At 73.2% G+C, this 25,065-nt stretch carries 24 protein-coding genes and 1 pseudogene; 12 read left to right on the forward strand and 13 right to left on the reverse strand.

Annotated features, from left to right (window positions below):
* Positions 1-161 precede the first annotated feature (161 nt).
* From E0F75_RS13130 to E0F75_RS13140, 3 genes are read left to right on the forward strand one after another with little or no spacing between them, the layout of a single operon-like run.
* Positions 162-1,484 carry a hypothetical protein gene (locus tag E0F75_RS13130; RefSeq protein ID WP_187622691.1) on the forward strand — a complete coding sequence of 441 codons (1,323 nt, stop codon included), beginning with the start codon at positions 162-164 and terminating at the stop codon, positions 1,482-1,484.
* A 56-nt stretch (positions 1,485-1,540) separates the two neighbouring features.
* Positions 1,541-2,146 (forward strand): pyridoxamine 5'-phosphate oxidase family protein, encoded by a 606-nt coding sequence (locus E0F75_RS13135; RefSeq protein ID WP_187622692.1) that lies wholly within the window; start codon positions 1,541-1,543, stop codon positions 2,144-2,146.
* Positions 2,147-2,203: 57 nt separating this feature from the next.
* Entirely contained in the window at positions 2,204-2,908 is a 705-nt protein-coding gene (locus E0F75_RS13140) for a L,D-transpeptidase family protein (RefSeq protein ID WP_187622693.1), read from the forward strand.
* A gap of 7 nt (positions 2,909-2,915) precedes the next feature.
* Here E0F75_RS13140 and E0F75_RS13145 read toward each other — a convergent pair whose 3' ends face one another.
* The 5 genes from E0F75_RS13145 to argC all read right to left on the reverse strand — a co-directional run bounded on the left by E0F75_RS13145 (position 2,916) and on the right by argC (position 7,880).
* Positions 2,916-3,446 carry an arginine repressor gene (locus E0F75_RS13145; RefSeq protein ID WP_030316147.1) on the reverse strand — a complete coding sequence of 177 codons (531 nt, stop codon included), beginning with the start codon at positions 3,444-3,446 and terminating at the stop codon, positions 2,916-2,918.
* 7 nt (positions 3,447-3,453) lie between these two features.
* Entirely contained in the window at positions 3,454-4,668 is a 1,215-nt protein-coding gene (locus E0F75_RS13150) for an acetylornithine transaminase (RefSeq protein WP_187622694.1), read from the reverse strand.
* Complete coding sequence (gene argB / locus E0F75_RS13155; RefSeq protein ID WP_187622695.1) at positions 4,668-5,588, reverse strand: acetylglutamate kinase; 921 nt, start codon at positions 5,586-5,588, stop codon at positions 4,668-4,670. Before argB ends, E0F75_RS13150 begins: the two co-directional genes overlap by 1 nt.
* Positions 5,585-6,763, reverse strand: a complete 1,179-nt coding sequence (gene argJ / locus E0F75_RS13160; protein WP_187622696.1) for a bifunctional glutamate N-acetyltransferase/amino-acid acetyltransferase ArgJ — start codon at positions 6,761-6,763, stop codon at positions 5,585-5,587. The genes argB and argJ overlap by 4 nt, the downstream gene beginning before the upstream one ends.
* A gap of 88 nt (positions 6,764-6,851) precedes the next feature.
* Positions 6,852-7,880 carry an N-acetyl-gamma-glutamyl-phosphate reductase gene (argC, locus tag E0F75_RS13165; protein WP_187622697.1) on the reverse strand — a complete coding sequence of 343 codons (1,029 nt, stop codon included), beginning with the start codon at positions 7,878-7,880 and terminating at the stop codon, positions 6,852-6,854.
* A gap of 117 nt (positions 7,881-7,997) precedes the next feature.
* On the opposite strand from argC, the gene E0F75_RS13170 reads away from it, so the two are divergent.
* From E0F75_RS13170 to E0F75_RS13195, 6 genes and pseudogenes are all read left to right on the forward strand, one after another.
* Positions 7,998-8,960 (forward strand): metalloregulator ArsR/SmtB family transcription factor, encoded by a 963-nt coding sequence (locus E0F75_RS13170; RefSeq protein WP_187622698.1) that lies wholly within the window; start codon positions 7,998-8,000, stop codon positions 8,958-8,960.
* Positions 8,957-9,556, forward strand: coding sequence for a dihydrofolate reductase family protein (locus E0F75_RS13175; protein WP_187622699.1), 600 nt, complete (start codon positions 8,957-8,959; stop codon positions 9,554-9,556). Before E0F75_RS13170 ends, E0F75_RS13175 begins: the two co-directional genes overlap by 4 nt.
* Positions 9,557-9,666: 110 nt before the next feature.
* Entirely contained in the window at positions 9,667-11,121 is a 1,455-nt protein-coding gene (gene argG / locus E0F75_RS13180) for an argininosuccinate synthase (RefSeq protein WP_187622700.1), read from the forward strand.
* Positions 11,122-11,441: 320 nt separating this feature from the next.
* A complete protein-coding gene (locus E0F75_RS13185) occupies positions 11,442-12,317 on the forward strand; it encodes a sigma factor-like helix-turn-helix DNA-binding protein (RefSeq protein ID WP_187622701.1) in 876 nt (291 codons plus the stop codon).
* Positions 12,318-12,337: 20 nt separating this feature from the next.
* A pseudogene (locus E0F75_RS13190) lies at positions 12,338-12,910 on the forward strand (ATP-binding cassette domain-containing protein); the annotation flags it as partial.
* 120 nt (positions 12,911-13,030) lie between these two features.
* Entirely contained in the window at positions 13,031-13,435 is a 405-nt protein-coding gene (locus tag E0F75_RS13195; RefSeq protein ID WP_187622702.1) for a VOC family protein, read from the forward strand.
* Between the two features lie 88 nt (positions 13,436-13,523).
* Here E0F75_RS13195 and E0F75_RS13200 read toward each other — a convergent pair whose 3' ends face one another.
* The 4 genes from E0F75_RS13200 to E0F75_RS13215 form a co-directional block, all read right to left on the reverse strand.
* Positions 13,524-14,687 carry a methyltransferase gene (locus tag E0F75_RS13200; RefSeq protein WP_187622703.1) on the reverse strand — a complete coding sequence of 388 codons (1,164 nt, stop codon included), beginning with the start codon at positions 14,685-14,687 and terminating at the stop codon, positions 13,524-13,526.
* Between the two features lie 163 nt (positions 14,688-14,850).
* Positions 14,851-15,426: a histidine phosphatase family protein gene (locus tag E0F75_RS13205; RefSeq protein WP_187622704.1), complete on the reverse strand. Its 576-nt coding sequence runs from the start codon at positions 15,424-15,426 to the stop codon at positions 14,851-14,853.
* A 69-nt stretch (positions 15,427-15,495) separates the two neighbouring features.
* On the reverse strand, positions 15,496-15,948 hold the full coding sequence (locus E0F75_RS13210; RefSeq protein ID WP_187622705.1) for a GNAT family N-acetyltransferase: 453 nt from the start codon (positions 15,946-15,948) through the stop codon (positions 15,496-15,498).
* A gap of 113 nt (positions 15,949-16,061) precedes the next feature.
* Positions 16,062-17,828 carry a PLP-dependent aminotransferase family protein gene (locus E0F75_RS13215; RefSeq protein ID WP_374115400.1) on the reverse strand — a complete coding sequence of 589 codons (1,767 nt, stop codon included), beginning with the start codon at positions 17,826-17,828 and terminating at the stop codon, positions 16,062-16,064.
* On the opposite strand from E0F75_RS13215, the gene E0F75_RS13220 reads away from it, so the two are divergent.
* Together E0F75_RS13220 and E0F75_RS13225 are read left to right on the forward strand one after the other, a co-directional pair.
* A complete protein-coding gene (locus E0F75_RS13220) occupies positions 17,728-18,549 on the forward strand; it encodes a DMT family transporter (RefSeq protein WP_374115401.1) in 822 nt (273 codons plus the stop codon). The two genes, E0F75_RS13215 and E0F75_RS13220, sit on opposite strands and share 101 nt — an antisense overlap.
* A gap of 203 nt (positions 18,550-18,752) precedes the next feature.
* Positions 18,753-18,956 (forward strand): DUF1918 domain-containing protein, encoded by a 204-nt coding sequence (locus tag E0F75_RS13225; protein ID WP_187622707.1) that lies wholly within the window; start codon positions 18,753-18,755, stop codon positions 18,954-18,956.
* A 13-nt stretch (positions 18,957-18,969) separates the two neighbouring features.
* Here the strand turns inward: E0F75_RS13225 and E0F75_RS13230 are convergent, their stop codons facing one another.
* Positions 18,970-20,235, reverse strand: coding sequence for a glycoside hydrolase family 10 protein (locus E0F75_RS13230; protein WP_187622922.1), 1,266 nt, complete (start codon positions 20,233-20,235; stop codon positions 18,970-18,972).
* Positions 20,236-20,464: 229 nt separating this feature from the next.
* Between E0F75_RS13230 and E0F75_RS13235 the strand changes: the two genes are divergently transcribed.
* Positions 20,465-21,325 (forward strand): 3-hydroxybutyryl-CoA dehydrogenase, encoded by an 861-nt coding sequence (locus E0F75_RS13235; RefSeq protein WP_187622708.1) that lies wholly within the window; start codon positions 20,465-20,467, stop codon positions 21,323-21,325.
* A gap of 140 nt (positions 21,326-21,465) precedes the next feature.
* Here the strand turns inward: E0F75_RS13235 and E0F75_RS13240 are convergent, their stop codons facing one another.
* The 3 genes from E0F75_RS13240 to E0F75_RS13250 form a co-directional block, all read right to left on the reverse strand.
* On the reverse strand, positions 21,466-21,996 hold the full coding sequence (locus E0F75_RS13240) for an NUDIX domain-containing protein (protein ID WP_187622709.1): 531 nt from the start codon (positions 21,994-21,996) through the stop codon (positions 21,466-21,468).
* A gap of 62 nt (positions 21,997-22,058) precedes the next feature.
* Positions 22,059-23,399: a transcriptional regulator gene (locus E0F75_RS13245; protein ID WP_187622710.1), complete on the reverse strand. Its 1,341-nt coding sequence runs from the start codon at positions 23,397-23,399 to the stop codon at positions 22,059-22,061.
* Positions 23,400-23,811: 412 nt separating this feature from the next.
* Positions 23,812-24,879 (reverse strand): PP2C family protein-serine/threonine phosphatase, encoded by a 1,068-nt coding sequence (locus tag E0F75_RS13250; protein WP_187622711.1) that lies wholly within the window; start codon positions 24,877-24,879, stop codon positions 23,812-23,814.
* Positions 24,880-25,065 lie beyond the last annotated feature (186 nt).

The following is a 25,065-nucleotide window of genomic DNA, read 5'->3' on the forward strand; positions in this document are numbered from 1 at the left end:
GGCGACCTGTTCAACGGGGGCGGGTCACGCCAGGGTCGGCGGCGGCCGACGGCATCCTGTCGTAGGCATAACTATGCAATGCACCGTATGGTTTGTCAACGCGCTGCTCGGGGCCCGAAATCCAGGGGCGGCGCCCGCCGGCCCGGATCTACGCTCCGGCCATGCAGAGCAGCGCGTTCGACGAGATCCGGCTCCGGATCACCCAGGTACTCGACGGAAGCGACGAGGGCGACGCCGACGCGTGGACCGCGCTCGACGAGGACATCCGGGGTGCGCTCCGGTACGGCGGCCTTCCGCCCGCCCACACCTGGTTCCCCGGCGACGGCCTGCACCGCCGGCCCGGCATCCAGGAGCTGGCCGTCGCGCTGTGCGGCCCCGACGGCCGGATCCGGGAGGCCGCCCTCGCGTACGCGACCGACGCCCCCGCCCTCCTGCCCCTGGTCGCGATCCGGTGCGCCGACTGGGCCGAGCCGGTGCGGGAACGGGCGCGGGCCGTGCTGGAGGCGAAGCCGACAGGCCTGCCGGGTCTGCCCGGCCCTTCGCCCGAGACGCTCCGGACCGTCGCCTCCGTGATCCTCCGGGTCGCCGGCCGGCGGTACGGAGGCGCCGCGGCCGAGATGCTCGGCCGGCTGCTGCGGGAGGGCCCGGAGGCCGGTGTCACCGCCCTGCTCGCGAGCCGGGACCGGAGGGTCCGGCGGCTCGCCCACCGGAACGCCGTCGACCGCGGCCTCCTCTCCCCCGCCCGGCTCGCGGCCACCGCCACCACCGACTCCGACGTGGTCGTCCGGGACATGTGCGCGAACGCCGTGCTCGCCGCCGTCGGGACGGGCGACGGAGCGGCCGACGGAACGCCCCTCACCCGCTTGCTGGCCGCCCGGCAGGGCCGGATCCGGGCGGCAGGGGTCACGGGGCTGCGCAAGGCGGATCGGGCCGAGGAGGCCGAACCGTTCCTGTACGACCGCTCCGCGCTTGTGCGCGCCTGCGCCCGCTGGGTGCTCCGGCAGGCCGGCACCGAACCGCTGCCGCTCTACCGGGCGGCATGCGCGGCCGGGGACGGGATGCCCCACCGCGCGCCACTGGGTCTCGCCGAGTGCGGCGACCGGACCACGGACGCGCCGGTGCTCTGGTCGCTCACCGGCGACGAGCGGCCCCCGGTACGGGCCGCCGCCGTGGCGGGGCTGCGTGTGCTGGACGCCGTCAGACCCGGCCGCATCGCGCCCCTGCTCGGCGACAGCTCCCCATGCGTCGTCCGCGAGACCAGGAAAGCCCTGCAGCCGTGGGCCGACCACTTCTTCCCGGTCGGCGACGTTCCTCGCCGCGCCGCTGTCACCCCTTCCCCACAGCTCGGGGAAGGCGCGGCGACGCCCCTGCCGGAGGCCGGCGGGGCACCGCACCGGGACACGGCCGCCACCCCGGCCCCCGGGCCACGCGCGTGGATACGCCGGACACTCGGCTTCAGGCGCGTGCTCAACCGCCCTCGGTAGCCCGCGGCTTGAGACGGAACCGCCCGGGACGGGGCGGACGGAGCAGTATGGACGGCATGGGAAAAACATATGAGCGTATTGACGGACGTCTCCGTGCCTTCATCGAGGACCAGCCCGTCTTCTTCACCGCCACCGCTCCCCTCTCCGGCGACGGGCACGTCAACCTCAGCCCCAAGGGACGCCGGGGCACCCTCGTCGTGCTCGACGAACTGACCCTCGCCTACGTCGACTTCGGGGGCAGCAGCGCCGAGACCGTCGCTCATCTGCGGGAGCCGGGGAACGGACGGATCACCCTCATGTGGACCGCGTTCTCGGGGCCGCCGACCGTCGTGCGGGTGCACGGCACCGGCGAGGCCGTGCTGCGGGACGATCCGCGCTGGGGCGAGCTGTTCGCGCGGTTCCCGGCCGAGGCCGTCGAGGGCCAGGGCAGCGCGCGGGCGATCGTCCTCGTCCACGCGCGGCGGGTCAGCGACGCCTGCGGGTACGCCGTGCCGCTGATGGAGTACCAGGAGGACCGGGGCCTGCACGCCGAGTACTTCAACCGGAAGACGGACGACGAGTTCAACGCGTACTGCGAGCGCAAGGACCACATCGCGACCAGCCTCGACGGGCTGCCCGCGCTGCCGCTCCCCCTGCCGCCGCTGCCGCGGACCGCCGATTAGCCGCGTCCCGCGCGCGGAGTGCGTGGCTCGGCCCGGGACACCCCTAGCCTCGCGCCCATGCGCACCACACTCCCCCGCACCCTGCTCGTCCTCGGCGCCGCCCTGATGTCCCTCGGCGCCGCGCCCAGCCCCGTACCGCTGCCCGCTCGTATGGCGGACACCGGCGGCGGCTCCCAGCTGATCACCGCGGAGGCCGCCGGGACCGGATCCACCGCGGGCACCCTGACCTGGTGGGACCGGCGCGGCGGCCGGTGGGTGAAGGCCGGTTCGGCGCCCGCCCGGTTCGGGGCGAAGGGGCTCGCCGAGGGCGGGCGGCGGCGGCAGGGCACGAACACCACGCCCACCGGGCTCTACCGGCTGCCGTACGCCTTCGGGATCGAGCCCGCGCCCGCGGGGACCTCGTACCGCTACGCGCGCGTGACCCGGCGGTCCTGGTGGTGCCAGGACAACGACTCCCGCTCGTACAACCGCTGGGTCGAGGGGCTGCCCCGGGACTGCCGGGCGGCCCGGGCCGAGCACATGGTCACGTACCGCCGCCAGTACGCGTACGGGCTCGTCATCGGCTTCAACTACGACCGGCCGGTACGCGGGCGCGGTGCCGGAATCTTCCTGCACGTCAACGGGCGCGGGGCGACCGCGGGTTGTGTCTCCGTCCCGGCGGACGCGATGCGGGCGGTGCTCGCCTGGGCCGATCCGGCGCGCCGGCCGCACATCGCCGTCGGCACCCGGGGCGGCGGGCCGACGGCGATCACGCGCTACTGAGACGCGTCTACTTCTGCGCCAGCTTCAGCAGGTGGTCCGCGAGCGCCTGGCCGCCTGCCGGATCGCGGCTGATGAGCAGCAGCGTGTCGTCGCCCGCGATCGTGCCGAGGATCGCGTGGAGTTCGGCCTGGTCGATGGCCGACGCGAGGAACTGGGCGGCGCCCGGCGGGGTCCGCAGGACCACCAGGTTGGCGGACGCCTCGGCGGAGATCAGCAGTTCGCCGGAGAGGCGCCGCATGCGCTCCTCCTTGGCGGACTCGCCGAGCGGGGCCTGCGGGGTGCGGAAACCGCCCTCGCTGGGCACCGCGTAGATCAGCTCGCCGCCGGTGTTGCGGATCTTCACCGCGCCCAGCTCGTCGAGGTCGCGGGAGAGCGTCGCCTGGGTGACGCTCAGCCCGTCGTCCGCGAGGAGCTTGGCGAGCTGGCTCTGCGAGCGCACCGGCTGCCGGTTGAGGATGTCGACGATCCTGCGGTGGCGAGCGGTGCGGGTCTGCGGAACCGACGGCCCTCCGTGCTCGTTCTCCTGCGCGTCGGTCATCGTCGTCTCATTCTCCGGTTCGTCCTTGCCCGTTCGCCACGTCGAGGACTCCGGGCAGGGCCTGGAGGAAGGCGTCCGCCTCGGCGTCGGTGAGGACCAGCGGAGGCATGATCCGTACGACATCGGGGGCGGGCGCGTTCACCAGGAGGCCGGCGTCCTGAGCCGCCTGCTGCACCTGAGGTGCGAGGGACTCCGTGAGCACGATACCCAGCAGGAGGCCCGCACCACGGACGTGGGAGACCAGCGGGTGGTTCAGACCTTCGATTCCCTGCCTCAGCCGCTCCCCGACCGCCTTCACGTGATCGAGGGCCGCGTCGGCTCCGAGGGTGTCGAGAACGGCGATTCCGGCGGCGCAGGCCACCGGGTTCCCGCCGAAGGTGGTGCCGTGGTGACCGGGCCCGAAGAGGTCCGCTGCGGGGCCGAAGGCGACGGTCGCACCGAGCGGGAGGCCGCCGCCGAGGCCCTTGGCGAGGGTCACGACATCGGGCTCGACGCCCTCGTGGGCCTGGTACTCGAACCAGTGGCCGCAGCGGCCGATGCCGGTCTGCACCTCGTCGAGGACGAGGAGGGTGCCGGTGGCGCGGGTGATCTCCCGGGCCGCCTTGAGGTAGCCGGCGGGCGGGACGACGACGCCGTTCTCGCCCTGGATGGGCTCGATGATCACGAGGGCGGTGTCCTCGGTGACGGCGGCGCGGAGCGCCTCGACGTCCCCGTACGGCACATGTGTCACGTCGCCGGGCAGCGGCAGGAACGGCGTCTGCTTCGCGGGCTGGCCGGTGAGCGCGAGAGAGCCCATGGTCCGGCCGTGGAAGCCGCCCTGGGTGGCGACCATGTGGGACCGGCCGGTGAGCCGGCCGATCTTGAAGGCGCCTTCGACGGCCTCGGCGCCGGAGTTGCAGAAGAAGACCTTGCCGGGCCGGCCGAAGAGCGCGAGGAGCTTCTCGGCGAGGGCGACGGGCGGCTCGGCGACGAAGAGGTTGGAGACGTGGCCGAGGGTCCGGATCTGCCGGCTGACGGCCTCGACGAACGCCGGGTGGCCGTGGCCGAGGGCGTTCACCGCGATGCCGCCGACGAAGTCCAGGTACTCGTTGCCGTCGGCGTCCCAGACCTTGGTGCCCTCACCGCGGACGAGGGGCAGCCGGGGAGTGCCGTAGTTGTTCATCAGCGAGCCCTGCCACCGCTGGGTCAGCTGCTCGTTGCCGGGCTCCGTGGTGCCGCTCATCAGTCCCCCTGTCCGTCCGGCACGACCATCGTGCCGATGCCCTCGTCGGTGAAGATCTCCAGCAGGATCGAGTGCTGGACCCGGCCGTCGATCACGCGGGCCGTGGTGACCCCGTTCCGTACGGCGTGCAGGCAGCCCTCCATCTTGGGGACCATGCCGCTGGAGAGCTCGGGCAGCAGCTTCTCCAGCTGGCTCGCGGTGAGCCGGCTGATGACCTCGTCGCTGTGCGGCCAGTCCTCGTAGAGACCCTCGACGTCGGTCAGGACCATCAACGTCTCGGCGCCCAGCGCCGCAGCGAGTGCCGCAGCCGCCGTATCAGCATTGACGTTGTAGACATGTCCGTCGTCCTGGGAGCGGGCGATGGAGGAGATGACCGGGATCCGGCCGTCCTCCAGGAGCGCCTGGATGGCGCCGGTGTCGATGGCGGTGATCTCACCGACCCGGCCGATGTCGATCTGCTCGCCGTCCACGACCGGCCGGTGCCGGGTGGCGGTGATGGTGTGGGCGTCCTCGCCGGTGAGACCGACGGCGAGCGGGCCGTGCTGGTTGAGCAGCCCGACGAGCTCGCGCTGGACCTGGCCGGCGAGGACCATCCGTACGACGTCCATGGCGTCCTCGGTGGTGACCCGCAGGCCCGCCTTGAACTCGCTGACGATGCCGTGGCGGTCGAGGGCGGCGCTGATCTGGGGGCCGCCCCCGTGCACGACGACCGGCTTGAGGCCGGCCTGGCGCAGGAAGACGACGTCCTGGGCGAAGGCGGCCTTCAGGTCCTCGTCGATCATAGCGTTGCCGCCGAACTTGATGACGACCGTCTTGCCGTTGTGCCGCGTGAGCCAGGGCAGGGCCTCGATGAGGATCTGGGCCTTGGGGAGCGCGGTGTGCTTCCGGGTCGTGCTCTCGGGGTTCTGGGGGTCGCTCATGACGAGTACGCGCTGTTCTCGTGGACGTAGTCGGCGGTGAGGTCGTTCGCCCAGATGACGGCGGACTCGGTGCCTGCGGCGAGGTCGGCGGTGATGGTGACCTCCCGGTAGCGCATGTCGACCAGGTCGCGGTCCTCGCCGACGGAGCCGTTCTTGCAGACCCAGACGCCGTTGATGGCGACGTTGAGCTCGTCGGGCTCGAAGGCCGCCGCCGTCGTGCCGATGGCGGAGAGTACCCGGCCCCAGTTGGGGTCCTCGCCGTGGATGGCGCACTTGAGGAGGTTGTTACGGGCGATGGACCGGCCCACCTCGACGGCGTCGTCCTCGGTCGCGGCGTTGATCACCTCGATGCGGATGTCCTTGCTGGCGCCCTCGGCGTCGCCGATGAGCTGGCGGGCGAGGTCGTCGCAGACCTCCCGTACGGCCCCGGTGAACGCGTCCTGCTCCGGCGTGACGCCGGAGGAGCCGGAGGCGAGGAGGAGGACGGTGTCGTTGGTGGACATGCAGCCGTCGGAGTCGACCCGGTCGAACGTGACGCGGGTGGCGCCCCGCAGGGCACTGTCCAGGCCCGCGCCGTCGACGTCGGCGTCGGTGGTGAGGACGACGAGCATGGTGGCGAGGCCGGGGGCGAGCATGCCGGCGCCCTTGGCCATGCCGCCGACCGTCCAGCTGCCGTCGGGGCCGTCCTTCGTCACCACGGAGGTCTTGTGGACGGTGTCGGTGGTCTTGATGGCGATGGCGGCCTTCTCGCCGCCGTGCTCGGACAGCTCGGCCGCGGCCTTCTCGACGCCGGGGAGCAGCTTGTCCATGGGGAGCAGGAGGCCGATGAGGCCGGTGGAGGCGACGGCGACCTCGCCCGCGCCGACGTCCGTGCCCTTGGCGCTGAGGACCTCGGCGACCTTCTCGGCGGTGGCGTGGGTGTCCTGGAAGCCCTGGGGACCGGTGCAGGCGTTGGCGCCGCCCGAGTTGAGGACGACGGCGGTCAGCTCGCCGTCGGCGAGGACCTGCTGGGACCAGACGACGGGAGCGGCCTTGACGCGGTTGGAGGTGAAGACTCCCGCGGCGGCGCGGCGGGGCCCGGTGTTGACCACGAGGGCCAGGTCCGGGTTGCCGTTCTGCTTGATCCCGGCGGCGATGCCCGCCGCCGTGAATCCCTTCGCTGCGGTGACGCTCACTGTGCTTCTCCGTTCGCTTCTCCGCACGCGCAGCGCAGAGGTGCGGGCTTCGTTGTCGTCTGCGGACCGGTGGCTGCGCGTGCGTCGCTCACGGAGCGACTCCCATCGTGGAAAGTCCGGTGCTCTCGGGGAACCCGAGGGCGATGTTCATGCTCTGCACCGCGCCGCCGGCGGTGCCCTTGGTGAGATTGTCGATGGCGCTGATCGCGATGATCCGGTTCGCCGCGGCGTCGTACGCGACCTGCACCTGAACGGCGTTGGAACCGTAGACGGACGCCGTCGCCGGCCACTGCCCCTCGGGGAGCAGATGGACGAACGGCTCGTCCGCGAAGGCCTTCTCGTACGCGGCCCGCACGGTCTCGGCGGTGACGCCCGGCTTCGCGGTGGCGGTGCAGGTGGCGAGGATGCCGCGGGGCATCGGCGCGAGGGTCGGCGTGAAGGAGACGGTGACCCGCTCCCCCGCCGGTCCGCTGAGGTTCTGGATCATCTCGGGGGTGTGCCGGTGGCCGCCGCCGACGCCGTACGGCGACATGCTGCCCATGACCTCGCTGCCGAGCAGGTGAGGCTTGGCCGCCTTGCCGGCGCCGGAGGTGCCGGAGGCCGCGACGATCACTGCCTCGGGCTCGGCGAGCCCGTTCTCGTACGCGGGGAAGAGCGCGAGCGAGACGGCGGTCGGGTAGCAACCGGGCACGGCGACCCGCTTGGACCCCTCGAGGGCGGCGCGGGCACCCGGGAGTTCGGGGAGGCCGTACGGCCAGGTGCCGGCGTGCGGGGAGCCGTAGTACGTCTCCCAGTCGGCGGGGTCCTTGAGCCGGAAGTCGGCGCCCATGTCGACGACGAGGACGTCCGGGCCGAGCTGCTCGGCGACGGCCGCGGACTGGCCGTGCGGCAGGGCGAGGAACACGACGTCGTGACCGGCGAGCTCGTCGGCTGTGGTGGGCACGAGGACGCGGTCGGCGAGCGGCAGCAGATGGGGCTGAAGCGCCCCGAGCCGCTGACCGGCGTTGGAGTGACCGGTCAGGGCGCCGATCTCCACGTGGGGGTGGGCGAGAAGGAGACGCAGGAGCTCTCCGCCCGCGTATCCGCTCGCACCCGCCACTGCTACTCGTACCGTCATCGAAACCCTCCTCATGGATGGCATGACTATACGTACCCCAGCAGTTTTATGCAACGACACTCCGAGCCGCCGGATATTCCTTGACGAGAATATTCTCGGCAGAGAATACTCGTCCCCATGGACGACGCAGACCCGCTCCTCACCGCACTGGCCGACCCGGCCCGCTGGCGCCTCGTGCGCCTGCTGGCCGAGCGACCCCGCCCCGTCGGCGTCCTCGCCCAGCTCGCCGAGGCGCGGCAGCCGCAGACGACCAAGCACCTGCAGACGCTCGAGCGGGCCGGTGTCGTCACCTCCCAGCGCTCCGGACAGCGCCGGGTCTACGCCCTCCGGCCCGGCCCGCTGCGGGACCTGGCGGCCGTGCTCGGGCGGCTCGCCGACACGGCGGACCGGGCGGGCGGATCGCACGAGACGTACGACCGTTACGGACTCAGCCTCGCGAGCGAGCGGCTCGCGGCGGAGGGGCCGGGATGGGCCGACGAGCGCTCGTTCCGGTTCCACCGGTCACTGGCCGGGGGCCCCGACGCGGTCTGGCGCCACCTGACCGAGACCGCCCTGCTCGCCCACTGGTGGGCGCCCGACGACCTGCGCGTCTCGGACCTCGCCTTCGATGCCCGGCCGGGCGGGCGGATCCTCCTGGAGTACCGCGACGCCGAGGACGCCGGCGACAGCGGAGGCCCAGGGGGCTCTGGGGGCTCCGACCCGGTCGCCGGGCGCGGGGACGGCGTCGTCGACGTCGCCCGCCCCGGCGAGCGGCTCGCGTACCGGCTCTCGCCCCGGCTCCCCGACGGAGGCGCCGCCTTCACGGCCCACGTCGACTTCGGCCTCCGGCCCACCGACACCGGCACGGACCTCGACGTCCGCTATGTGATCGCCGACAGCACGGTGGAATCCGCCGACTTCATCGCGGGCATCGAGATCGGCTTCGGCCAGTGCCTCGACAAGCTCGCCACCGCCGTCGGCACAGCTCACGGCCCGAGTCACGACGCGCCTCACGGCACGACTCACCACACACCTCACGACGCGCCTCACCACACGCCTCACACCTCAGCCCGCACCGAAGGAAAGCAGGTACAGCCATGACCCACTCCACCGGACGCAAGGTGACCGCCAACATCGCCCTCACCCTCGACGGGCGCTACAACGGCCCCGGCGGGCCGGGGGACATCTCCGCGATCCTCCCGTACGCCACCACCGAGGTCGCCCGCGACCACCTCACCCACATCTGGGAGAACGCGACGACCGCACTGCTCGGCCGCGTCAACGCCGAGGGCTTCCTGGGGTACTGGCCGGCGGTGGCGGCCGACGAGAACGCCGACCCGCGCGACCGCGGCTACGCGAAGTGGCTCGTCGACACGGATAAGGTGGTCCTGTCGACCACCCTCACCGCATCCCCGTGGGAACGCGCCCGCGTGGTGAACGCCCCGGCCGCCGAGGTCGTCGCCGAACTCAAGAGCCACGGCGAGGGCGACATCCTGGTCAACACCAGCCCGAGCATCACCAAGGCGCTCCTCGCCGCGGACCTGGTGGACCGGCTGTACCTGCTGATCTGCCCGGAGATCGCCGGGGACGGGGAGCGGCTGTTCGAGGACGGCCTGCCCGGTTCGCGGTGGCGGCTCACCCGCCGGGAGACCGGCGAGCTCGGCGAGATGGCCCTGGTCTACGACCGGGTGCGCTGAGCGCCACGACCGCGCATGCTGATCGTGTGCAGGGTGTCGGAGGGGGCGATTCCACACTCCCTCACCGACACCCCTTTGCATGACCATGCGAGATGATGCATACTCTTCCTATGTCCAAGGTCCTCACCTCCCTGCCCGCCGGCGAGCGCGTCGGCATCGCCTTCTCCGGCGGCCTCGACACCTCCGTCGCGGTCGCATGGATGCGCGACAAGGGCGCCATCCCCTGCACCTACACCGCCGACATCGGCCAGTACGACGAGCCCGACATCGCCTCGGTGCCCGGCCGTGCCAAGACCTACGGTGCCGAGATCGCGCGCCTGGTCGACTGCCGCGCCGCGCTGGTCGAGGAGGGTCTTGCCGCACTCACCTGCGGGGCGTTCCACATCCGCTCCGGCGGCCGTGCGTACTTCAACACCACGCCGCTCGGGCGTGCCGTCACCGGCACCCTCCTCGTGCGGGCGATGCTCGAGGACAACGTCCAGATCTGGGGCGACGGCTCGACCTTCAAGGGCAACGACATCGAGCGGTTCTACCGCTACGGCCTGCTCGCCAACCCGCACCTGCGGATCTACAAGCCCTGGCTGGACGCGGACTTCGTGACGGAGCTCGGCGGCCGCAAGGAGATGTCGGAGTGGCTGGTAGCCCACGAGCTGCCGTACCGCGACAGCACGGAGAAGGCGTACTCCACCGACGCCAACATCTGGGGCGCCACCCACGAGGCCAAGACGCTGGAGCACCTCGACACCGGCGTGGAGACCGTCGAGCCGATCATGGGCGTCCGCTTCTGGGACCCGTCGGTCGAGATCGACACCGAGGACGTCACGATCGGCTTCGCGCAGGGCCGGCCGGTGTCCATCAACGGCAAGGAGTTCGCCTCCGCCGTCGACCTCGTCATGGAGGCCAACGCCATCGGCGGCCGCCACGGCATGGGCATGTCCGACCAGATCGAGAACCGGATCATCGAGGCCAAGAGCCGCGGCATCTACGAGGCGCCCGGCATGGCCCTGCTGCACGCCGCGTACGAGCGGCTGGTCAACGCCATCCACAACGAGGACACCCTCGCCCAGTACCACAACGAGGGACGGCGTCTCGGCCGGCTGATGTACGAGGGCCGGTGGCTGGACCCGCAGGCGCTGATGGTCCGCGAGTCGCTCCAGCGCTGGGTCGGCGCGGCCGTCACCGGCGAGGTGACGCTGCGGCTGCGGCGCGGCGAGGACTACTCGATCCTCGACACGACGGGCCCGGCGTTCAGCTACCACCCGGACAAGCTGTCCATGGAGCGCACCGAGGACTCGGCCTTCGGGCCGGTGGACCGGATCGGCCAGCTCACCATGCGGAACCTCGACATCGCCGACTCGCGCGCCAAGCTGGAGCAGTACGCGGGCCTCGGCCTGCTCGGCACCGGCAGCCCCGCGATCGGTGCCGCCCAGGCGGCCGCGGCCGGTCTGATCGGCACCCTGACGGAGCTCCCCGAGGGCGGCGCGGAGGCCATCGCGTCCCGCGGCGAGGCCACCGACGAGGACGAGATGCTGGACCGCGCCGCGATGGAGTTCGGCACCGACTGACCCATCCCGCCCGACTGCCCCACCCCCGTCGAGCGCCACGCGCTCGACACCCCCGGAAGGCCGGCTCGACGTCCCCCGCGTCGAGCCGGCCTTTCCGTCTCTCCCCCTCCCCCAGGGAGTCCGTGGCGGCGCGGACGCGGATCGACGGCGCGCGCCGTCGATAACCCGGCGGAGGGGCTGTGGGAGCGCCTCGACGCCCATGCCGCGTCGGTGCCCGGGCGCAAGTACGAGCGGCTGCGCGGCGGTGGCGGCCGGTGCTGTCACATCGTGGCGTGGCCTCCCGTCAACGCGGTGACGGAACCGATGAGGAGTGAGGCGCCATGCACGACGACACCTTTCCGGCCGCCCTGGCCGGACGTTTCGACGCCCACGAGGAGCAACTGCGGCACGTGGCCCTGCGGATGACGGGTTCGGAGGCCGAGGCCGAGGAGGCGCTCGCGGCGGTGCGGGCGGGGCTGGGGCGGGACGACGGGGCGTCGGTCCGGGCCTGGCTCACGGCGCTGGTCACGCGGGAGTGCGTGCGGGGGCTCCAGAGGCGGCGGGCGGGCGAGGGGCCCGGGCGCAGGAGCGCGGCCGGGGCCGGGGGCGGGAGCGAGGTCCGGGGCGCGGCCGGAGCCGGTGTCGGGGGCGAGTCCAGGGGCGGGGGCGAGTCCGTGTGGCTCGCGCTGTTCCTCGTGCTGGAGTCCCTGGGGGCCGAGGAGCGGCTCGCCTATGTGCTGCACGACGCGTTCGGGCTGCCGTCGTACGAGACGGCCCGCATCACCGGCGACTCCCCCGAGGAGGTGGCACGGCTGGCCCGGCGGGCCCGGGAGCGGGTCCGGGGCCACGGGACGGCCCGGGCCGAGGGGGGCGTCGGGCGGCAGCGGGCGGTGGTGGACCTCTTCCTGGCCGCCGCACGCGCGCGTGACGCGCGTACGCTCGCGGCCGTCCTCGACCCGGACGTGGTCGCCCACTCCGAGCGCGGCCCGGTGCACGGCGCGCCCGCCGTCGCCGAGGGCGCGGCCGCGTTCGCCCGGTTCGCGGACGTGGCCCGGCCCGCGCTGGTCGACGGGGCCGTCGGTGCGGTCGCCTTCGTCGACGGGCGGCCCGTCTCCGCCGTGGCGTTCACCCTCCGCCGGGACCGGATCGTCAGCGTGTCCGTCACCACGGGGGAGGACCGGGTACGCGCCCTGGACCTGGTCTTCTCCGATGGGTGACGCGGTGCCGGACCGGCGACGGGGTGGACCTCGCCGTGGACCGGGGCAGCAGGCTCGTCGTCCTCGGCCTCAACGGGGCCGGAAAGACGACCCTGTTGCGGATCCTCGCCGGTCGGGAGACCCCCGACACGGGGCGGGTGGTGCGTGGACACGGGCTGCGGCTCGGCTACTTCGCCCAGGAGCACGACACGCTCGATCCGGGCCGTACCGTCCGGGAGAACCTCGCCGACTCGGCACCGTGGCTGACGGACGGTGAGGTACGGGCGGTCCTGGGCGCGTTCCTGTTCCGGGGCGACGACGCCGACAAGCCGGCCGGGGTGCTCTCCGGCGGCGAGAAGACCCGTCTCGCACTGGCCGTGCTCGTCCACTCGGGCGCGAACGTCCTGCTCCTCGACGAGCCCACCAACAACCTGGACCCCGCCTCCCGCACCGAGGTCCTGGCCGCCGTGGGCGCGTACCCGGGCGCGATCGTGATGGTCACGCACGACGAGGAGGCACTCGACGCCCTGCGCCCCGAACGGGTCCTGCTGCTGCCGGACGCGGACGAGGACCTGTGGAGCGAGGAGTACCGGGGGCTCGTGAGCCTGGCCTGACGGGCGGACCGGCGGTCGGTCTGACGGCCTGGCAGGCGGACGGCCTGGCGGGCGGACCGGCGGACGGACGGGCGGTCCTGGAGGAGGTTCGTTCGATGAGGCGTCGCCTAGTCTGACGACATGATCATCGATGCGCGGACCCACGTACGGGTCGCCCGCCCCTCGCGGGATCTGGCCGCCGCCGAGCGGTTCTACGTCGACGGGCTCGGTCTTGAGGTGCAGTGGCGGACCACCGAGCGGGTGTCCGGCAAGCACGACCTGCTCATGGTCGGCCCCAAGGGCGGCGGTTGGCACTTCGAGCTGACCCGTGATCCCGAGCACCCCGTGGAGCCGGCCCCGACCGTCGAGGACCTGTTCGTGGTCTATCTCGGGGCGCCCGTCGAGGAGGCGCAGGTGGAGCGGCTGCTCGCCGCCGGCGGCACGCGGGTGGCCGCGCACAACCCGTACTGGGACGAGCACGGCGTGACCGTCGAGGACCCCGACGGCTATCAGCTCGTCCTGTGCTCGCGCACCTGGGGCGCATGACGACGGGGCGCGGCCGGAGGGCCGCGCCCCGTCGAGGGGCTTCCGCCGGTGACGGGGGTCTTGCGGCCCCTGTCCCCGCGGTCGCCTCCTAGGCCTGCCGCACCGCGCGCAGGACCACGAACTTGGCGTCGCTCGCGACCAGTTCACTGTTGCCGAAGATGCGGCGGAGGGTGACGTGGTAGCCGAGGTGACGGTTGCCGATGACCCACAGTTCGCCGCCCGGCCGCAGCGCGCGCCGCGCGTCGGTGAACATCCGGCGGGCCGTGCGGTCGGTGGTGGCCTGGTGGGTGTGGAACGGCGGGTTGTTGAGGACGAGGTCCACCGAGCCGTCGGGCACGTCGGCGAGCCCGTCGCCGACGAGGAACTCGGCCTTGCGCCCGTCGCCCACGTGCGTACGGAAGTTCTCCTCGGCCGAGGCGACCGCCTGGTACGACTCGTCGGTGAAGATCAGTTCCGCGTCGGGTTCGTGCAGCGCGATGGCGAGGCCGACCACGCCGTTGCCGCAGCCGAGGTCGGCGACGCGGACCCGGCCGATGTCACCGGGCAGGTTCGCGAGGAGGAAGCGGGTACCGATGTCGAGGCGGTCGGCGCAGAAGACCCCGGCGTGGTTGGAGACCGTCAGACCGGGCAACCCGGGCGCGGGGGTGTCGGCCGGGAGGTCGTAGCGGTGCGGCCAGGGGTTCGGGCGCGGGGTGACGGCCGGGTCGGGCGTGGTGTGGATCAGCCGCGCCTTCTTCACCGCGAGCGAGGTACGGGTGGGCCCGAGGATCCGCTCGAAGAGCCGCAGGGTGGAGGTGTGGATCTCCTTGACCATGCCGGTGCCGACGACCACGGTGCCCTCGTGCACGGCGGGTGCGAGCCGGTGCAGCTGGTCCTCCAGGAGCGCGAGGCTCTTGGGGACGCGGACGAGGAGGACGTCGATCCGCTCGGGCGGCGGGTCCTGGGTGGTGAGCAGCCGGACGGCGTCCGGGGCGGCACCGGCGCGCGCGAGGTTGGCCCGCGTGGCCTGCCGTCCGAGGTACGAGTCGGAGATCTGGACGAGCTCCCCGGGGCCGGCGGCCTGGAGTGCGGTGACGAGGGCTCCCCAGCGGTCGCCGAGGACGGCGACGGTGCCGGACAGGTCGGTGCCGTCCTCGGCCAGTTGGCCCAAGAGGTACTCGTCGGACGCGTCCCAGGCGCGCAGCTGATCGCGCGGGTCCTCGGGATGGCGGGTCAGCGTGAAGGCGCCCCATGACGTGGTCAAACGGTTCATCGTGCTCTCAGGCTAACCGGTCGCGGGCGGTCTCTCCCCCCGCCACGTGCGCATCGGCGGCTTCGAGGTCCCGCCCCGTGCGCATCGGCGGCTTCGAGGCACCCCCGTGCCGGGCGGTGCCGGTCGGCGCGGGCCCACGTCCGTCGGCGCGGGCCGGGACCGTTCAGCGCAGGGCCGCGTCGAGCTGGAGGTGCCAGAGGCCGGGGCGGCCGGTGAGGGCGACGGTGGAGAGGGGGCGGACGTCGACGTTCCAGTACGTGGCGGGCGGCGCCTTCAGGGCGTACACGAGGGCGGCCCGGACGACGGAGGGTTCGGCGACGGCGACGATCTCGCCGTCCTCGGCCGGGCGGGTGTCGAGCCAGTTCCCTATCCGGGTGATGAAGGCGAGGAGGGGTTCGCCGCCGTGCGGGGCGGTGCGGGCGTCGGTGAGCCAGGCGTCGACGGCGGCCGGTTCGTGGGCCGCGACCTCGGCGAGGGTCAGGCCGCGCCAGCGGCCCATGTCGCAGTCGCGGAGCGCGGGCTGGGCGAGCGGGGCGTAGCCGAGGGCGGTGCCGGTGGCGCGGCTGCGCGGGGTCGGGGAGCAGTAGCGCAGTTCGGCCGCGCCGAGCGGGGTGAGCGCGGGCGCGGCCTGCTGCACCTCGTACCAGCCGGCCTCGTCCAGTGGCCGGTCGTCGTCGAAGCGTTCGGCGAGCAGGGGGGAGCTGCGTGCCGCCGTGACGAGCGTCACCCGAAGACCCATGGGCGCGATCGTGAGGCCGAAGGCTCCGCAGGTCAAGGGGTCATTCCCCGGGGCCGGAGGGGCTCCGGTTCACTGCTGCCCGAGAGCCATCCACTTGTCCGGATTCTGCAGTGGCGTGAAACCGACCTTCTCGTACACACCGTGCGCGTCGGCCGTGGCGAGCATGATGCGGCGCAGTCCGTACGGCGCGAGGTGGTCGCGGACGGCGGTGACGAGCGCCGTGCCGAGGCCGGTGCCCCGGGCCGGGCGGTCGACGTAGACGTCGCAGAGCCAGGCGAAGGTGGCGTAGTCGGTGACGACGCGCGCGTAGGCGGCCATCTCGCCGGTCTCCCGGTCGTAGGCACCGAGGTTGAGCGAGCCCTCGATGGCCCGGTCCTGCTTCTCCCGAGGTCGGCCGTGGGCCCAGTAGGAGTCCGTGGACAGCCAGTGGTGCACCCGGGCGGCGTCGATCCGCGCGGGGTCGGCTGAGATCTCGTACGCCCCGTGCATGACGGGGGTGTCCGTGGTGGCGCTGTCGCTCATGCCCGAAGCGTTCCAGTGACACCGGGGCTTGTCAGGCGAATTTGCCCGGGACCGGGGCGGGCCGGGGCCGCGCGGGCCACCGCCCACTCCCCCGTGCGGGCCGCCGCCGGTGTTCAGGCGGTGATCTCGTCGACCGCCGTCCGCAGGCGGCGCACACCCTCCGCGATCTCCGTGGGGCCCGCGACACCCGCGAAACTCAGCCGGATGTGCCCCGCGGGGGGTTCGGCGCAGAAGTACGGGCGGCCCGGGGCCGCTGCGACACCGGCCCGCAGGGCGGCGGCGACCAGGGCCGCCTCCGGGACGCTGTCGGGGAGCCGGAGCCAGAGGTGGTGGCCGCCGTACGGAATGTGCGGCAGGGCGAACGTGGGCAGCTGGTGGGCGAGGGCGCCGCTCAGCAGGTCCCGCCGGCCCTTGAGCTCCTGGGCGACGGCCCGCAGATGGCGGTGCCAGGCCGGCGAGCCGACGAGTTCGAGCGCGGCCTCCTGGAGCGGCCGGGGGACGAAGAAGCTGTCGACGACCTGGATGGCACGGAGGCGTTCCAGGACGGGGCCGCGGGCGGCGAGGGCGCCGACCCGCAGGCTCGGCGAGGTGGCCTTGGTGAGGGAGCAGACGTGGACGACGACACCGTCGGGGTCCTCTGCGGCGAGCGGCGCGGGGAGCGGCGGCGCGTCCTCGTGGACGAGCCGGCGGGCGAAGTCGTCCTCGACGACGAAGGCTCCGGCGGCGCGGGCAATACGGAGCACCTCGCGGCGCCGCTCGGGGCCGAGCACCGCCCCGGTGGGGTTCTGGAAGAGCGGCTGGCAGACGAAGACACGGGCACCGGTGGCGCGGAAGGCGGCTTCGAGGAGCTCGGGGCGGACCCCGTCGGCGTCGGCGGGCACGGGGACGGGGCGCAGTCCGGCCGCGCGGGCGACGGCGAGCATGCCCGGGTAGGTCGGCGACTCGACGAGGACGGGGGTGCCGGGCGGGGCGAGGGCGCGCAGGGCGGTGGTGATGGCGGACTGGCCGCCGGCGGTGATGAGGAGGTCGGCGGCGGTGATGCTGCCGCCGATCTCGCGGGCGAACCACTCGCGCAGCTCGGGCAGTCCGTCGGTGGGCGGCCTGCCCCAGGCGCCGGGGCGGCGTCCGGCGCGGGCGAGGGCGGCGGCGAGGGCCCGCTCCGGCTGGAGGGAGGGGTGGAGGTAGCCGCCGTTGAACTCGACCACGCCGGGCGGCGGGGCGGCCAGGGTGACGAGGACGCCGGAGGCGTCGACGGCCCGGGGGACCAGCTCGGTGGCGGCGTCGGCGCTGAGGGCGACCTCCTGCCACGAGGTGTCGCCGGTGTCGGGGGTGGCGGTACGGGGCTCGGCACGGAAGGCGCCGGCGCCGGGGCGGGTGACGACGAGCCCCTCCGCGGCGAGCTGCGCGAGGGCCCGGGTGACGGTCACCGGGGAGACCCGATAGCGCTCTACGAGGGCGCGACTCGACGGCAGCTTTCCACCAGGAGAGTAGCGATCCAGCTCCGCCCTCAAGGAATGCGCCAGTTCCGCGACACTGCTACGCTCACTCATGAGAGCACAGGATAGCGCTACTGCCACGAGGACGATAGCGGTCACCACGACGGACCGCACCGGCGGCACCGTCCGCATCGGCAGCGCGGGAACCACCGGCACAGTCCGCACCAGCGAGGCGGGAAGCAGCGGCGGCGCCTCGACGGCTCCCGCCCGCGGCGCCGCCACCGACACGAGCGGGAGCCGCACCGACCCGCTCCCCCGGGGCACCCTGCTCGCCGCCCTCGGCGTGCTCTCCTTCTCGCTCACGTTCCCGTCGACGGTCTGGGGCCTGGAGAGCTTCGGCCCCTGGTCGCTCGTGGCCGTGCGCTCCACGCTGGCCGCCCTCATCGCGGGTACGTTCCTCCTCGTCGGCCGGGTGCCGCTGCCGGAGCGGCGCCACTGGGCCGGCCTCGCCGTCGTCGCCGGCGGAGTCGTCATCGGCTTCCCGCTCCTGACGACCCTGGCCCTGCAGACCTCCACCACCTCGCACGCCGCCGTCGTCGTCGGCCTGCTGCCGCTCACCACGGCGGCCTTCGCCGCGCTGCGGACCGGGCGCCGGCCGTCCCGTACCTTCTGGTTCGCGGCCGTGTCGGGCGCGGTCGTCGTGCTCGCCTTCACGGTCCAGCAGAGCGGCGGGGCCGTGTCGCAGGGCGACCTGTACCTGTTCGGCGCGCTCCTCGTCTGCGCGGCCGGCTACACCGAGGGCGGCCGGCTCGCGCGGCTGATGCCGGGCTGGCACGTCATCGGCTGGGCCCTGATCCTCTGCCTGCCGCTGATGGCGACCGGCTCGGCCGTGGCGCTGTCCGTGGAGCCGGTCCACCTGAACGCCCACGGCGTCATCGGACTGATCTGGGTCGCGGCGGGTTCCACCTTCTTCGGCCTGTACGTCTGGTACCGGGGCATGGCCTCGATCGGCATCCCCAAGGCGAGCCAGCTCCAGCTCGCGCAGCCGCTCCTCACCCTGATCTGGTCGGTCGTGCTGCTCGGCGAGACCCTGCCGCTCGCCGCCCCGCTCGCGGCGGTGGCGGTGCTCGTCTGCATCGCGGTGACCCAGCGGGCGAAGAGCTGACGCCGGGCGGGCCGGGGGCCGGGGCCGGGGCTGCGCAGACCGGCGGGACGGCGGAACGCAGGCCGACGGTCCGGCGGCCGATGCGGCGGATCGGGGCCGGCGCGGCGGATCGGCGGCCGGCGCGGCGGATCGGGTCGATTCGGGCCACAATGGCAGATACAGGCCCCGAACAGCACAAGCCCGGTCGCGAGGAGGTCACCCCGATGCAGGCGAACGTGGGCGACAAACTGTTGATGCACGGCCGGACCGTCGGTCACCACGACCGTACGGCCGAGGTCCTTCAGGTACTGGGGGAGAACGGCACGCCCCCGTACCGCGTCAAGTTCGACGACGACGGTCACGAGGCCCTGATGTCTCCGGGCCCCGACACCGTCGTACGTCATCGCCCCGAGGCGGGCGCGAGCTGATCCCCTCGCCGCGTCAGCCCCGCCCCGGTGCCCGGACCCTGGTCGGGTAGTGATCCGCCACCACGGTGGCCATCGCCCCGATCGGGTCCTTCGCGACGTCCAGGGCGGCGAAGAAGCAGTGGCCGCCGACCGACGGACGGGCGGCGGCCAGTTCCAGGTGCCGTGACAGTTCCCCCGGGTCCTGCCAGGCGGCGGGCTGGGCGGGGTCCCCCGCCTTGTAGAGCGCCTCGCCGATGTAGAGGCCGACGCCGGTGCCCCGCACCACCGCGTCCCACCAGGGCAGCAGCGTGGCGTAGTCGGCGGCGGGCAGACCGATGTGCCAGTACAGCTGAGGCACGACGTAGTCGATCCAGCCCTCCCGGATCCACTTCCGGGTGTCGGCGTACAGGTCGTCGTAGGTGCCGACGCCGGCCCGGGTGTCCGAGCCCTCCGGATCCTCGGCGATGTTCCGCCACACCCCGAAGGGGCTGACGCCGAAGGCCACGTGCGGCTTGACGGCCTTGATCCGGACCGACATCTCCGAGACCAGCAGATCGGTGTTGTTCCGCCGCCAGGACGCCTTGTCGGGGAAGTCCGCGCCGTACCGCGCGTACGTCTCGTCGTCGGCGAAGGCCTCCCCGGCCACCGGGTACGGATAGAAGTAGTCGTCCCAGTGCACGGCGTCGACCTCGTAGCGCCCCAGCGCGTCCAGCATCGCGTCCTGGGTGAACCGCCGGACCTCGGGCAGCCCGGGGTCGTAGTAGAGCTTCCCGCCGTACGGCAGCACCCACCCGGGGTGGAGCCTGGCCGGATGGTCGGCGACGAGCCGGGTCGGGTCGGTGTGGTTGGCCACCCGGTACGGGTTGAACCAGGCGTGCAGTTCGAGCCCCCGCGCATGGGCCTCCTCGACGGCCGTGCCCAGCGGGTCCCAGCCGGGGTCGCGGCCCTGCGTCCCGGTGAGGAACTCCGTCCACGGTTCGTACGGCGAGGGCCAGAGCGCGTCGGCGGTGGGCCGGACCTGGAGGACCACCGCGTTGAGCCGGCGCTCGACGGCGGTGTCCAGGTGGGCGAGGAGCTCGGCACGCTGCGCCTCGGCGGTCAGACCGGTACGGGAGGGCCAGTCGCGGTTGAGGACCGTGGCGATCCACACACCGCGGAAGTCGGACCGGGTGGTCGGGTTCGCAGGCCCCTCCGGTGCGGCGCCGGCAGCCGTCCCGACAGCCGCTCGCGCGCCCGTTCCCGCTTCCCTTCCCGCTTCCGCGCCCGCTTCCGCGCCCGGCACCGCTCCCCCGCCCGTCATGGCCAGCGCCGCCCCGGCAGCCGCCCCCGCCACGAAGCCTCTTCTGCCGATAGGCCGCACTTGTACCCCTCCGGTGTCGGATACGTCACACCCACCCGGACAGCATGCCCGCCCCGGACGATCGATCATCGGTTAATGAGCGGTAACGTCGTGGGGTCGAGGCGGACGCACCGGAATCACACGGGCCCCGCCGTCAGAGAAGAGCGAAAGGCACGAGGTGACGGACTCCATGGCCGACATTGAGCGCGTCGGAGTGGTGGGCTGCGGCCAGATGGGCGCGGGCATCGCAGAGGTGTGTGCCCGGAGCGGCCTTGAGGTGAAGGTCGCCGAGACCACCGGCGAGGCGCTGGAGATCGGCCGCGCACGGCTCTACAACTCGCTGGCGAAGGCCGCCGAACGCGGCAAGATCAGCGAGGAGGAGCGGGACTCGACGCTCGCCCGCCTCAGCTTCACCACCGACCTGGGCGAGTTCGCCGACCGCGACCTCGTCATCGAGGCGGTCGTGGAGAACGAGCAGGTCAAGACCGAGATCTTCCAGGTCCTCGACCAGGTGATGACCCGGCCGGACGCCATCCTGGCCTCGAACACCTCCTCGATCCCGCTGGTGAAGCTGGCCGTGGCGACCTCCCGCCCCGACCAGGTCATCGGCATCCACTTCTTCAACCCGGCCCCGGTGCAGAAGCTCGTCGAGCTGATTCCGGCCCTCACCACCTCCGAGGGCACGATCAGCCGGGCCCAGGCCTTCGCGGAGAAGACCCTCGGCAAGCACGCGATCCGCGCGCAGGACCGCTCCGGCTTCGTGGTCAACGCGCTGCTCGTGCCGTACCTGCTCTCCGCGATCCGGATGTTCGAGTCGGGCATCGCGAGCCGCGACGACATCGACAACGGCATGGAGTTCGGCTGCGCCCACCCGATGGGTCCGCTGAAGCTCTCGGACCTCATCGGCCTCGACACGATCGCGTCGATCGCCGACTCGATGTACGCCGAGTTCAAGGAGCCGCTGTACGCCGCTCCCCCGCTGCTCCAGCGCATGGTGGACGCGGGCCGGCTCGGCCGGAAGACGGGCTCGGGCTTCTACCCGTACGCCTGATCCCCCCCAGGACACCGGACGGCCCGTACACACGCACAGGTACGGGCCGTCCGGCCTTTCGCCCGTTCTCGGCCCAGAGCGGCATCGGCTCAGGCGCGTCGGCTCAGGCGCGTCGGCCCAGCCGCCTCGGTCCAGCCGCCTCAGCCCAGCCGCAGATGGTGGAGCATCAGCAGCCCCGCGGCCATGTTCGCGGCCGGGATCTCGCCCCGGGCGATCATGTCGGGGACCTGTTTCAGCGGCACCCAGGCCCGCCGCGAGGACTCGAAGGCGTCCTCGGGCGGTCCGGTGTAGGTGGCCGTCTCCGCCCAGTAGAGGTGGTGGCGGGCATCGGTGAGGCCGTTGGACGGCTCGACGGTGAGGAGATGGCGCAGCGGCCCCGGCCGCCAGCCGGTCTCCTCCTCCATCTCGCGGGCGGCGGCGGCTTCGATTCCCTCGCCGTCCTCGACGACTCCGGCGGCCAGTTCCCAGCCCCAGCTGTCGGTGATGAAGCGATGGCGCCAGAGCATCAGGACTTCGTCGGCCTCGTTGACGGCCGTCGCGACGGCGACCGGGCGGAGCCGGATCAGATAGTGGTCGAGGTGGCGGCCGTCCGGGAGTTCGACGTCCGCGAGGTTCACCTGGAACCAGCGATTCTCATAGACAGAGCGTTCGCTCAGTTTCGTCCACTGCACGTTCTTGCCACCTTCCGACTGGTCGGTGCTTGTTTGGTGGCAATATCGCAGCAGTTCGCGGCTCACAGGGGAACGCGCAGCGCCCCGTCAATGAGCGCCGCAGCCTCCCGGGCATCACTTCCGCCACTGGCCAGGAGGTGCTCCCGCACCTGCCGCAGCCGGTCGCGCAGCCGCCGCGACTCCATCCCCCGCGCCCGCTCGGTCATCTCCACGGCCGTCCGCGCCGCCCCGTCGGCCTCCCCCCGGCGCAGCTCGATCTGACACAGCATGGCGAGCCGGTGCACCCGGCCCCGGTCGTGCGAGGGCACCCCGACGGCCATCGACGCGTGCTCATGGGCCGCGGTGAGATCACCCAGACTGAGCAGGGCCTCGGCGACCTGGACGTTGACGAGTCCCGGCTGGACGTAGCCCGTCTCGGCCGGCTCGTCCCCCGGGCTGATCCGCTCGGCCGCGGCCTCGGCCCGCCGGATGCAGGCCAGCGCGGCCGCCCCGTCGCCCAGATGCGCGTACGCCTTCGCCTGCATCGCCGTCAGATCGGCGGCGAGCGCCGGGGTGATCTGCCGCCCGGCCGTCCGCAGCGCCGCCTCCGCGAACGCCACCGCCTGTCGGTACTCCCCCATGAACAGCGACTGGTTGACGAGGAGCGCGATCACATAGGCACCGAGCCCCCGGTCCCCGCTCGCCTTCGCGAGCCGCAGGGCCTGGTGGAAGTAGCGCTGGGCGAGACCGTGCGCGTCGGCGTCGTACGCGCAGATGCCGGCCACCGCCACGAGTCCGCCGGTGGCGCGGTGCAGCCGCCGGCCGAGGGCGTCGCTGTACGAGCCCCGCAGCAGCGGCGCCGTCTCGGCGGTGAGGAAGCCGACGATCCGGGCGCGGGTCGCGATGCCCCCGGCCTTGCGGTACATCTGCTCGTAGTGGGACCGCGCGGCGCTCAGCACGGTGATGTCGGCGGCGGACACCGTCGTCCGGCCGATCCGGGAGACGTCCACGTCCTCCGGCGGGTTCTCCCACTCCCATACGGGCATCACGGCCGGCGTGCCGGTCACGGCGGGTGCGGCGACTATGTGCGGCCGCTGCTGCTCGTCGGACCGCCACAGGGCGGCCGCGCGCTCCACGAACCCGGAGAGCGGTGAACCGACCGCGAGGACGGGCCCGTCGGGCACCCCGAAGCCGATGTCGTCCAGGGTCACCTGCCGGTGCAGCCGGGCGGCGAGCACCTCGCAGATCAGGTCCGGCACCTGGCCGCGCGGCCGCTGGCCCTTCAACCAGCGTGCCACGGCGGTGTGTTCGTAGCGCAGGGTGAGGCCTCGGGCCCGGCCGGCCCGGTTCACATGGGCGGCGAGGCCGGCGTTCGAGACGCCCGCTTCGTCGAGCAGGGCGTCGAGCAAGGTGTTGGGCTGCATGACCGCTCCGGTCCGCTCCGGCCGCTCGGCTCGATCGCGGTGAACTCAGCGTAGCGGTGGCCGAATTCGTACGGACCGAACCACTGCAGAGAACGCCTTCGCGTCACCACTCACCCACACCCACAGCCACGGCCCACAGCCCACAGCCCACAGCCACAGCCACAGCCACAGCCACAGCCACGACCACGGGAGGATTTCGCACGGGGTGTGAATGAAGTACTCGTTCTTCCGGTCCGCGTACTCTGCCGGGCTCGTCCCCGTACCGCTTGACTGTGCTTCTCGCCGCAAGGCGATGACCGGGCCGCCGGCTCCCCCCTCAAACAGTGCGGCCGCCCGGTCCGTGTCGCCCGCCCCGCTGATCTGCCCGACACTCCGTGGCGGGGCGGGCGACACCGGTCCCGGCCCCCTCCGCTCAACAGTGGGAGGAGGGGGCGGGCCGGGGGCGGCGCAGCCCGGGTTCGGCGGGCTGCGCCGGCACCCGGACACGGTCGTTGCGTACGACGAGCAGGGCGACGTCGTCGGCGAGCCGCCCGCCCGTGTGGTGCAGCAGGGCGGTGTGGACCTCGCGGACGAGCGCCTCGGGCGCCGCGCCGCCCATCCCGGCCAGCACGGTGTCGAGCGCGAAGAACCGGCCCCGGTGGTCGCGGGCCTCCTCGGCGCCGTCGGTGTACAGCACGAGCGTCTCGCCGGGCGTCAACCGGGCCGCGGTGTACGGCGCGAGGACGGCGGGCAGCGGCAGGACCCCGAGCGGGGGCAGCGGGTCGCCGACGGGAAGCAGCTCCACGGTGCGGCCGAGGCGGTACGGGCCGGGGTGGCCGCAGTTGAGCACGGAGAGCCGTCCGTCGGACCGGACCTCCAGGAGCAGCAGGGTCACGAACTCCTCCGCCGCCGGATGTTCGGGCGCCGTCCCGGTCCGCGCCGGGTGCTCGTCCCGGGCCCGCTCCCGCAGATGCCGCTCCAGAGCCCGCTCAAGCCGCCGCAGCACCCCGCCGAGCTCGGCCTCGTCGTGCGCGGCCTCACGGAAACTCCCGAGCACGGCGACCACGGCGCCGAGCGCCGCGAGACCATGACCCCGTACGTCCCCGATGACGATCCGCACCCCGTACGGGGTGGCCACCGCCTCGTACAGATCCCCGCCGACGGACGCGCCCCGGGAGGCGGACAACTGCCCTGCGGCAAGGGCGAGTCCGTCGAGCCGGGCGGGCGGCGGGCGCAGCAGCACCTGCTGGGTGGCGACGGCGACGGCCCGCACGAGCGCCAACTCCCGCGCGAGCCCGCGCCGCAGCCCGAGCACCAGCCCGATGCCGACGGTGAGAAAGACGACACTGGTGGCGATCCTCATCGGCAGCCCGGGCTGCCGGGCCAGCGGACAGCCGAACTTCCATGCCACGGCCACCGCACCCCACACGGTGGGAAGAGCGAGCGGGGCCAGCCGGCGGAGCCGGGAGCCATCGGAGACCAACGACCTCGTACGGATCATGCACGGCCCTTCCCGAGCCCCGACAGCGCCCGAAGGCCCTGCGGCCCACAGGTCCGCCCCTGCGGCCGCGTCGATTCTGCCGACCGCACGCCCCACCGGGGAACACCCCCCGACGATCTCACCCGAAGGAGTGAGCACCCCCGGCGCGCCGCCCTCCGCCAGGTCTTCGCCACCCGCACGCGCGGA

The sequence above is a fragment of the Streptomyces sp. CB02980 genome, from assembly GCF_014451325.2.
Lineage (GTDB): Bacteria > Actinomycetota > Actinomycetes > Streptomycetales > Streptomycetaceae > Streptomyces.

Excerpts from the sequence above, each read along its gene's own strand:
- E0F75_RS13200 (WP_187622703.1), bottom strand. The coding sequence starts at position 14,687 with ATGAACCGTTTGACCACGTCATGGGGCGCCTTCACGCTGACCCGCCAT.
- argG (WP_187622700.1), top strand. The coding sequence starts at position 9,667 with ATGTCCAAGGTCCTCACCTCCCTGCCCGCCGGCGAGCGCGTCGGCATC.
- E0F75_RS13205 (WP_187622704.1), bottom strand. The coding sequence starts at position 15,426 with ATGGGTCTTCGGGTGACGCTCGTCACGGCGGCACGCAGCTCCCCCCTG.
- argC (WP_187622697.1), bottom strand. The coding sequence starts at position 7,880 with ATGACGGTACGAGTAGCAGTGGCGGGTGCGAGCGGATACGCGGGCGGA.
- E0F75_RS13145 (WP_030316147.1), bottom strand. The coding sequence starts at position 3,446 with ATGACCGACGCGCAGGAGAACGAGCACGGAGGGCCGTCGGTTCCGCAG.
- E0F75_RS13225 (WP_187622707.1), top strand. The coding sequence starts at position 18,753 with ATGCAGGCGAACGTGGGCGACAAACTGTTGATGCACGGCCGGACCGTC.
- E0F75_RS13245 (WP_187622710.1), bottom strand. The coding sequence starts at position 23,399 with ATGCAGCCCAACACCTTGCTCGACGCCCTGCTCGACGAAGCGGGCGTC.
- E0F75_RS13195 (WP_187622702.1), top strand. The coding sequence starts at position 13,031 with ATGATCATCGATGCGCGGACCCACGTACGGGTCGCCCGCCCCTCGCGG.
- argB (WP_187622695.1), bottom strand. The coding sequence starts at position 5,588 with ATGAGCGACCCCCAGAACCCCGAGAGCACGACCCGGAAGCACACCGCG.
- E0F75_RS13215 (WP_374115400.1), bottom strand. The coding sequence starts at position 17,828 with ATGAGGGCGGCCAGCGTGGAGCGCACGGCCACGAGCGACCAGGGGCCG.
- E0F75_RS13140 (WP_187622693.1), top strand. The coding sequence starts at position 2,204 with ATGCGCACCACACTCCCCCGCACCCTGCTCGTCCTCGGCGCCGCCCTG.
- E0F75_RS13130 (WP_187622691.1), top strand. The coding sequence starts at position 162 with ATGCAGAGCAGCGCGTTCGACGAGATCCGGCTCCGGATCACCCAGGTA.
- E0F75_RS13230 (WP_187622922.1), bottom strand. The coding sequence starts at position 20,235 with ATGACGGGCGGGGGAGCGGTGCCGGGCGCGGAAGCGGGCGCGGAAGCG.
- E0F75_RS13150 (WP_187622694.1), bottom strand. The coding sequence starts at position 4,668 with ATGAGCGGCACCACGGAGCCCGGCAACGAGCAGCTGACCCAGCGGTGG.
- E0F75_RS13170 (WP_187622698.1), top strand. The coding sequence starts at position 7,998 with ATGGACGACGCAGACCCGCTCCTCACCGCACTGGCCGACCCGGCCCGC.
- E0F75_RS13250 (WP_187622711.1), bottom strand. The coding sequence starts at position 24,879 with ATGATCCGTACGAGGTCGTTGGTCTCCGATGGCTCCCGGCTCCGCCGG.
- E0F75_RS13235 (WP_187622708.1), top strand. The coding sequence starts at position 20,465 with ATGGCCGACATTGAGCGCGTCGGAGTGGTGGGCTGCGGCCAGATGGGC.
- E0F75_RS13210 (WP_187622705.1), bottom strand. The coding sequence starts at position 15,948 with ATGAGCGACAGCGCCACCACGGACACCCCCGTCATGCACGGGGCGTAC.
- E0F75_RS13185 (WP_187622701.1), top strand. The coding sequence starts at position 11,442 with ATGCACGACGACACCTTTCCGGCCGCCCTGGCCGGACGTTTCGACGCC.
- E0F75_RS13135 (WP_187622692.1), top strand. The coding sequence starts at position 1,541 with ATGGGAAAAACATATGAGCGTATTGACGGACGTCTCCGTGCCTTCATC.
- E0F75_RS13175 (WP_187622699.1), top strand. The coding sequence starts at position 8,957 with ATGACCCACTCCACCGGACGCAAGGTGACCGCCAACATCGCCCTCACC.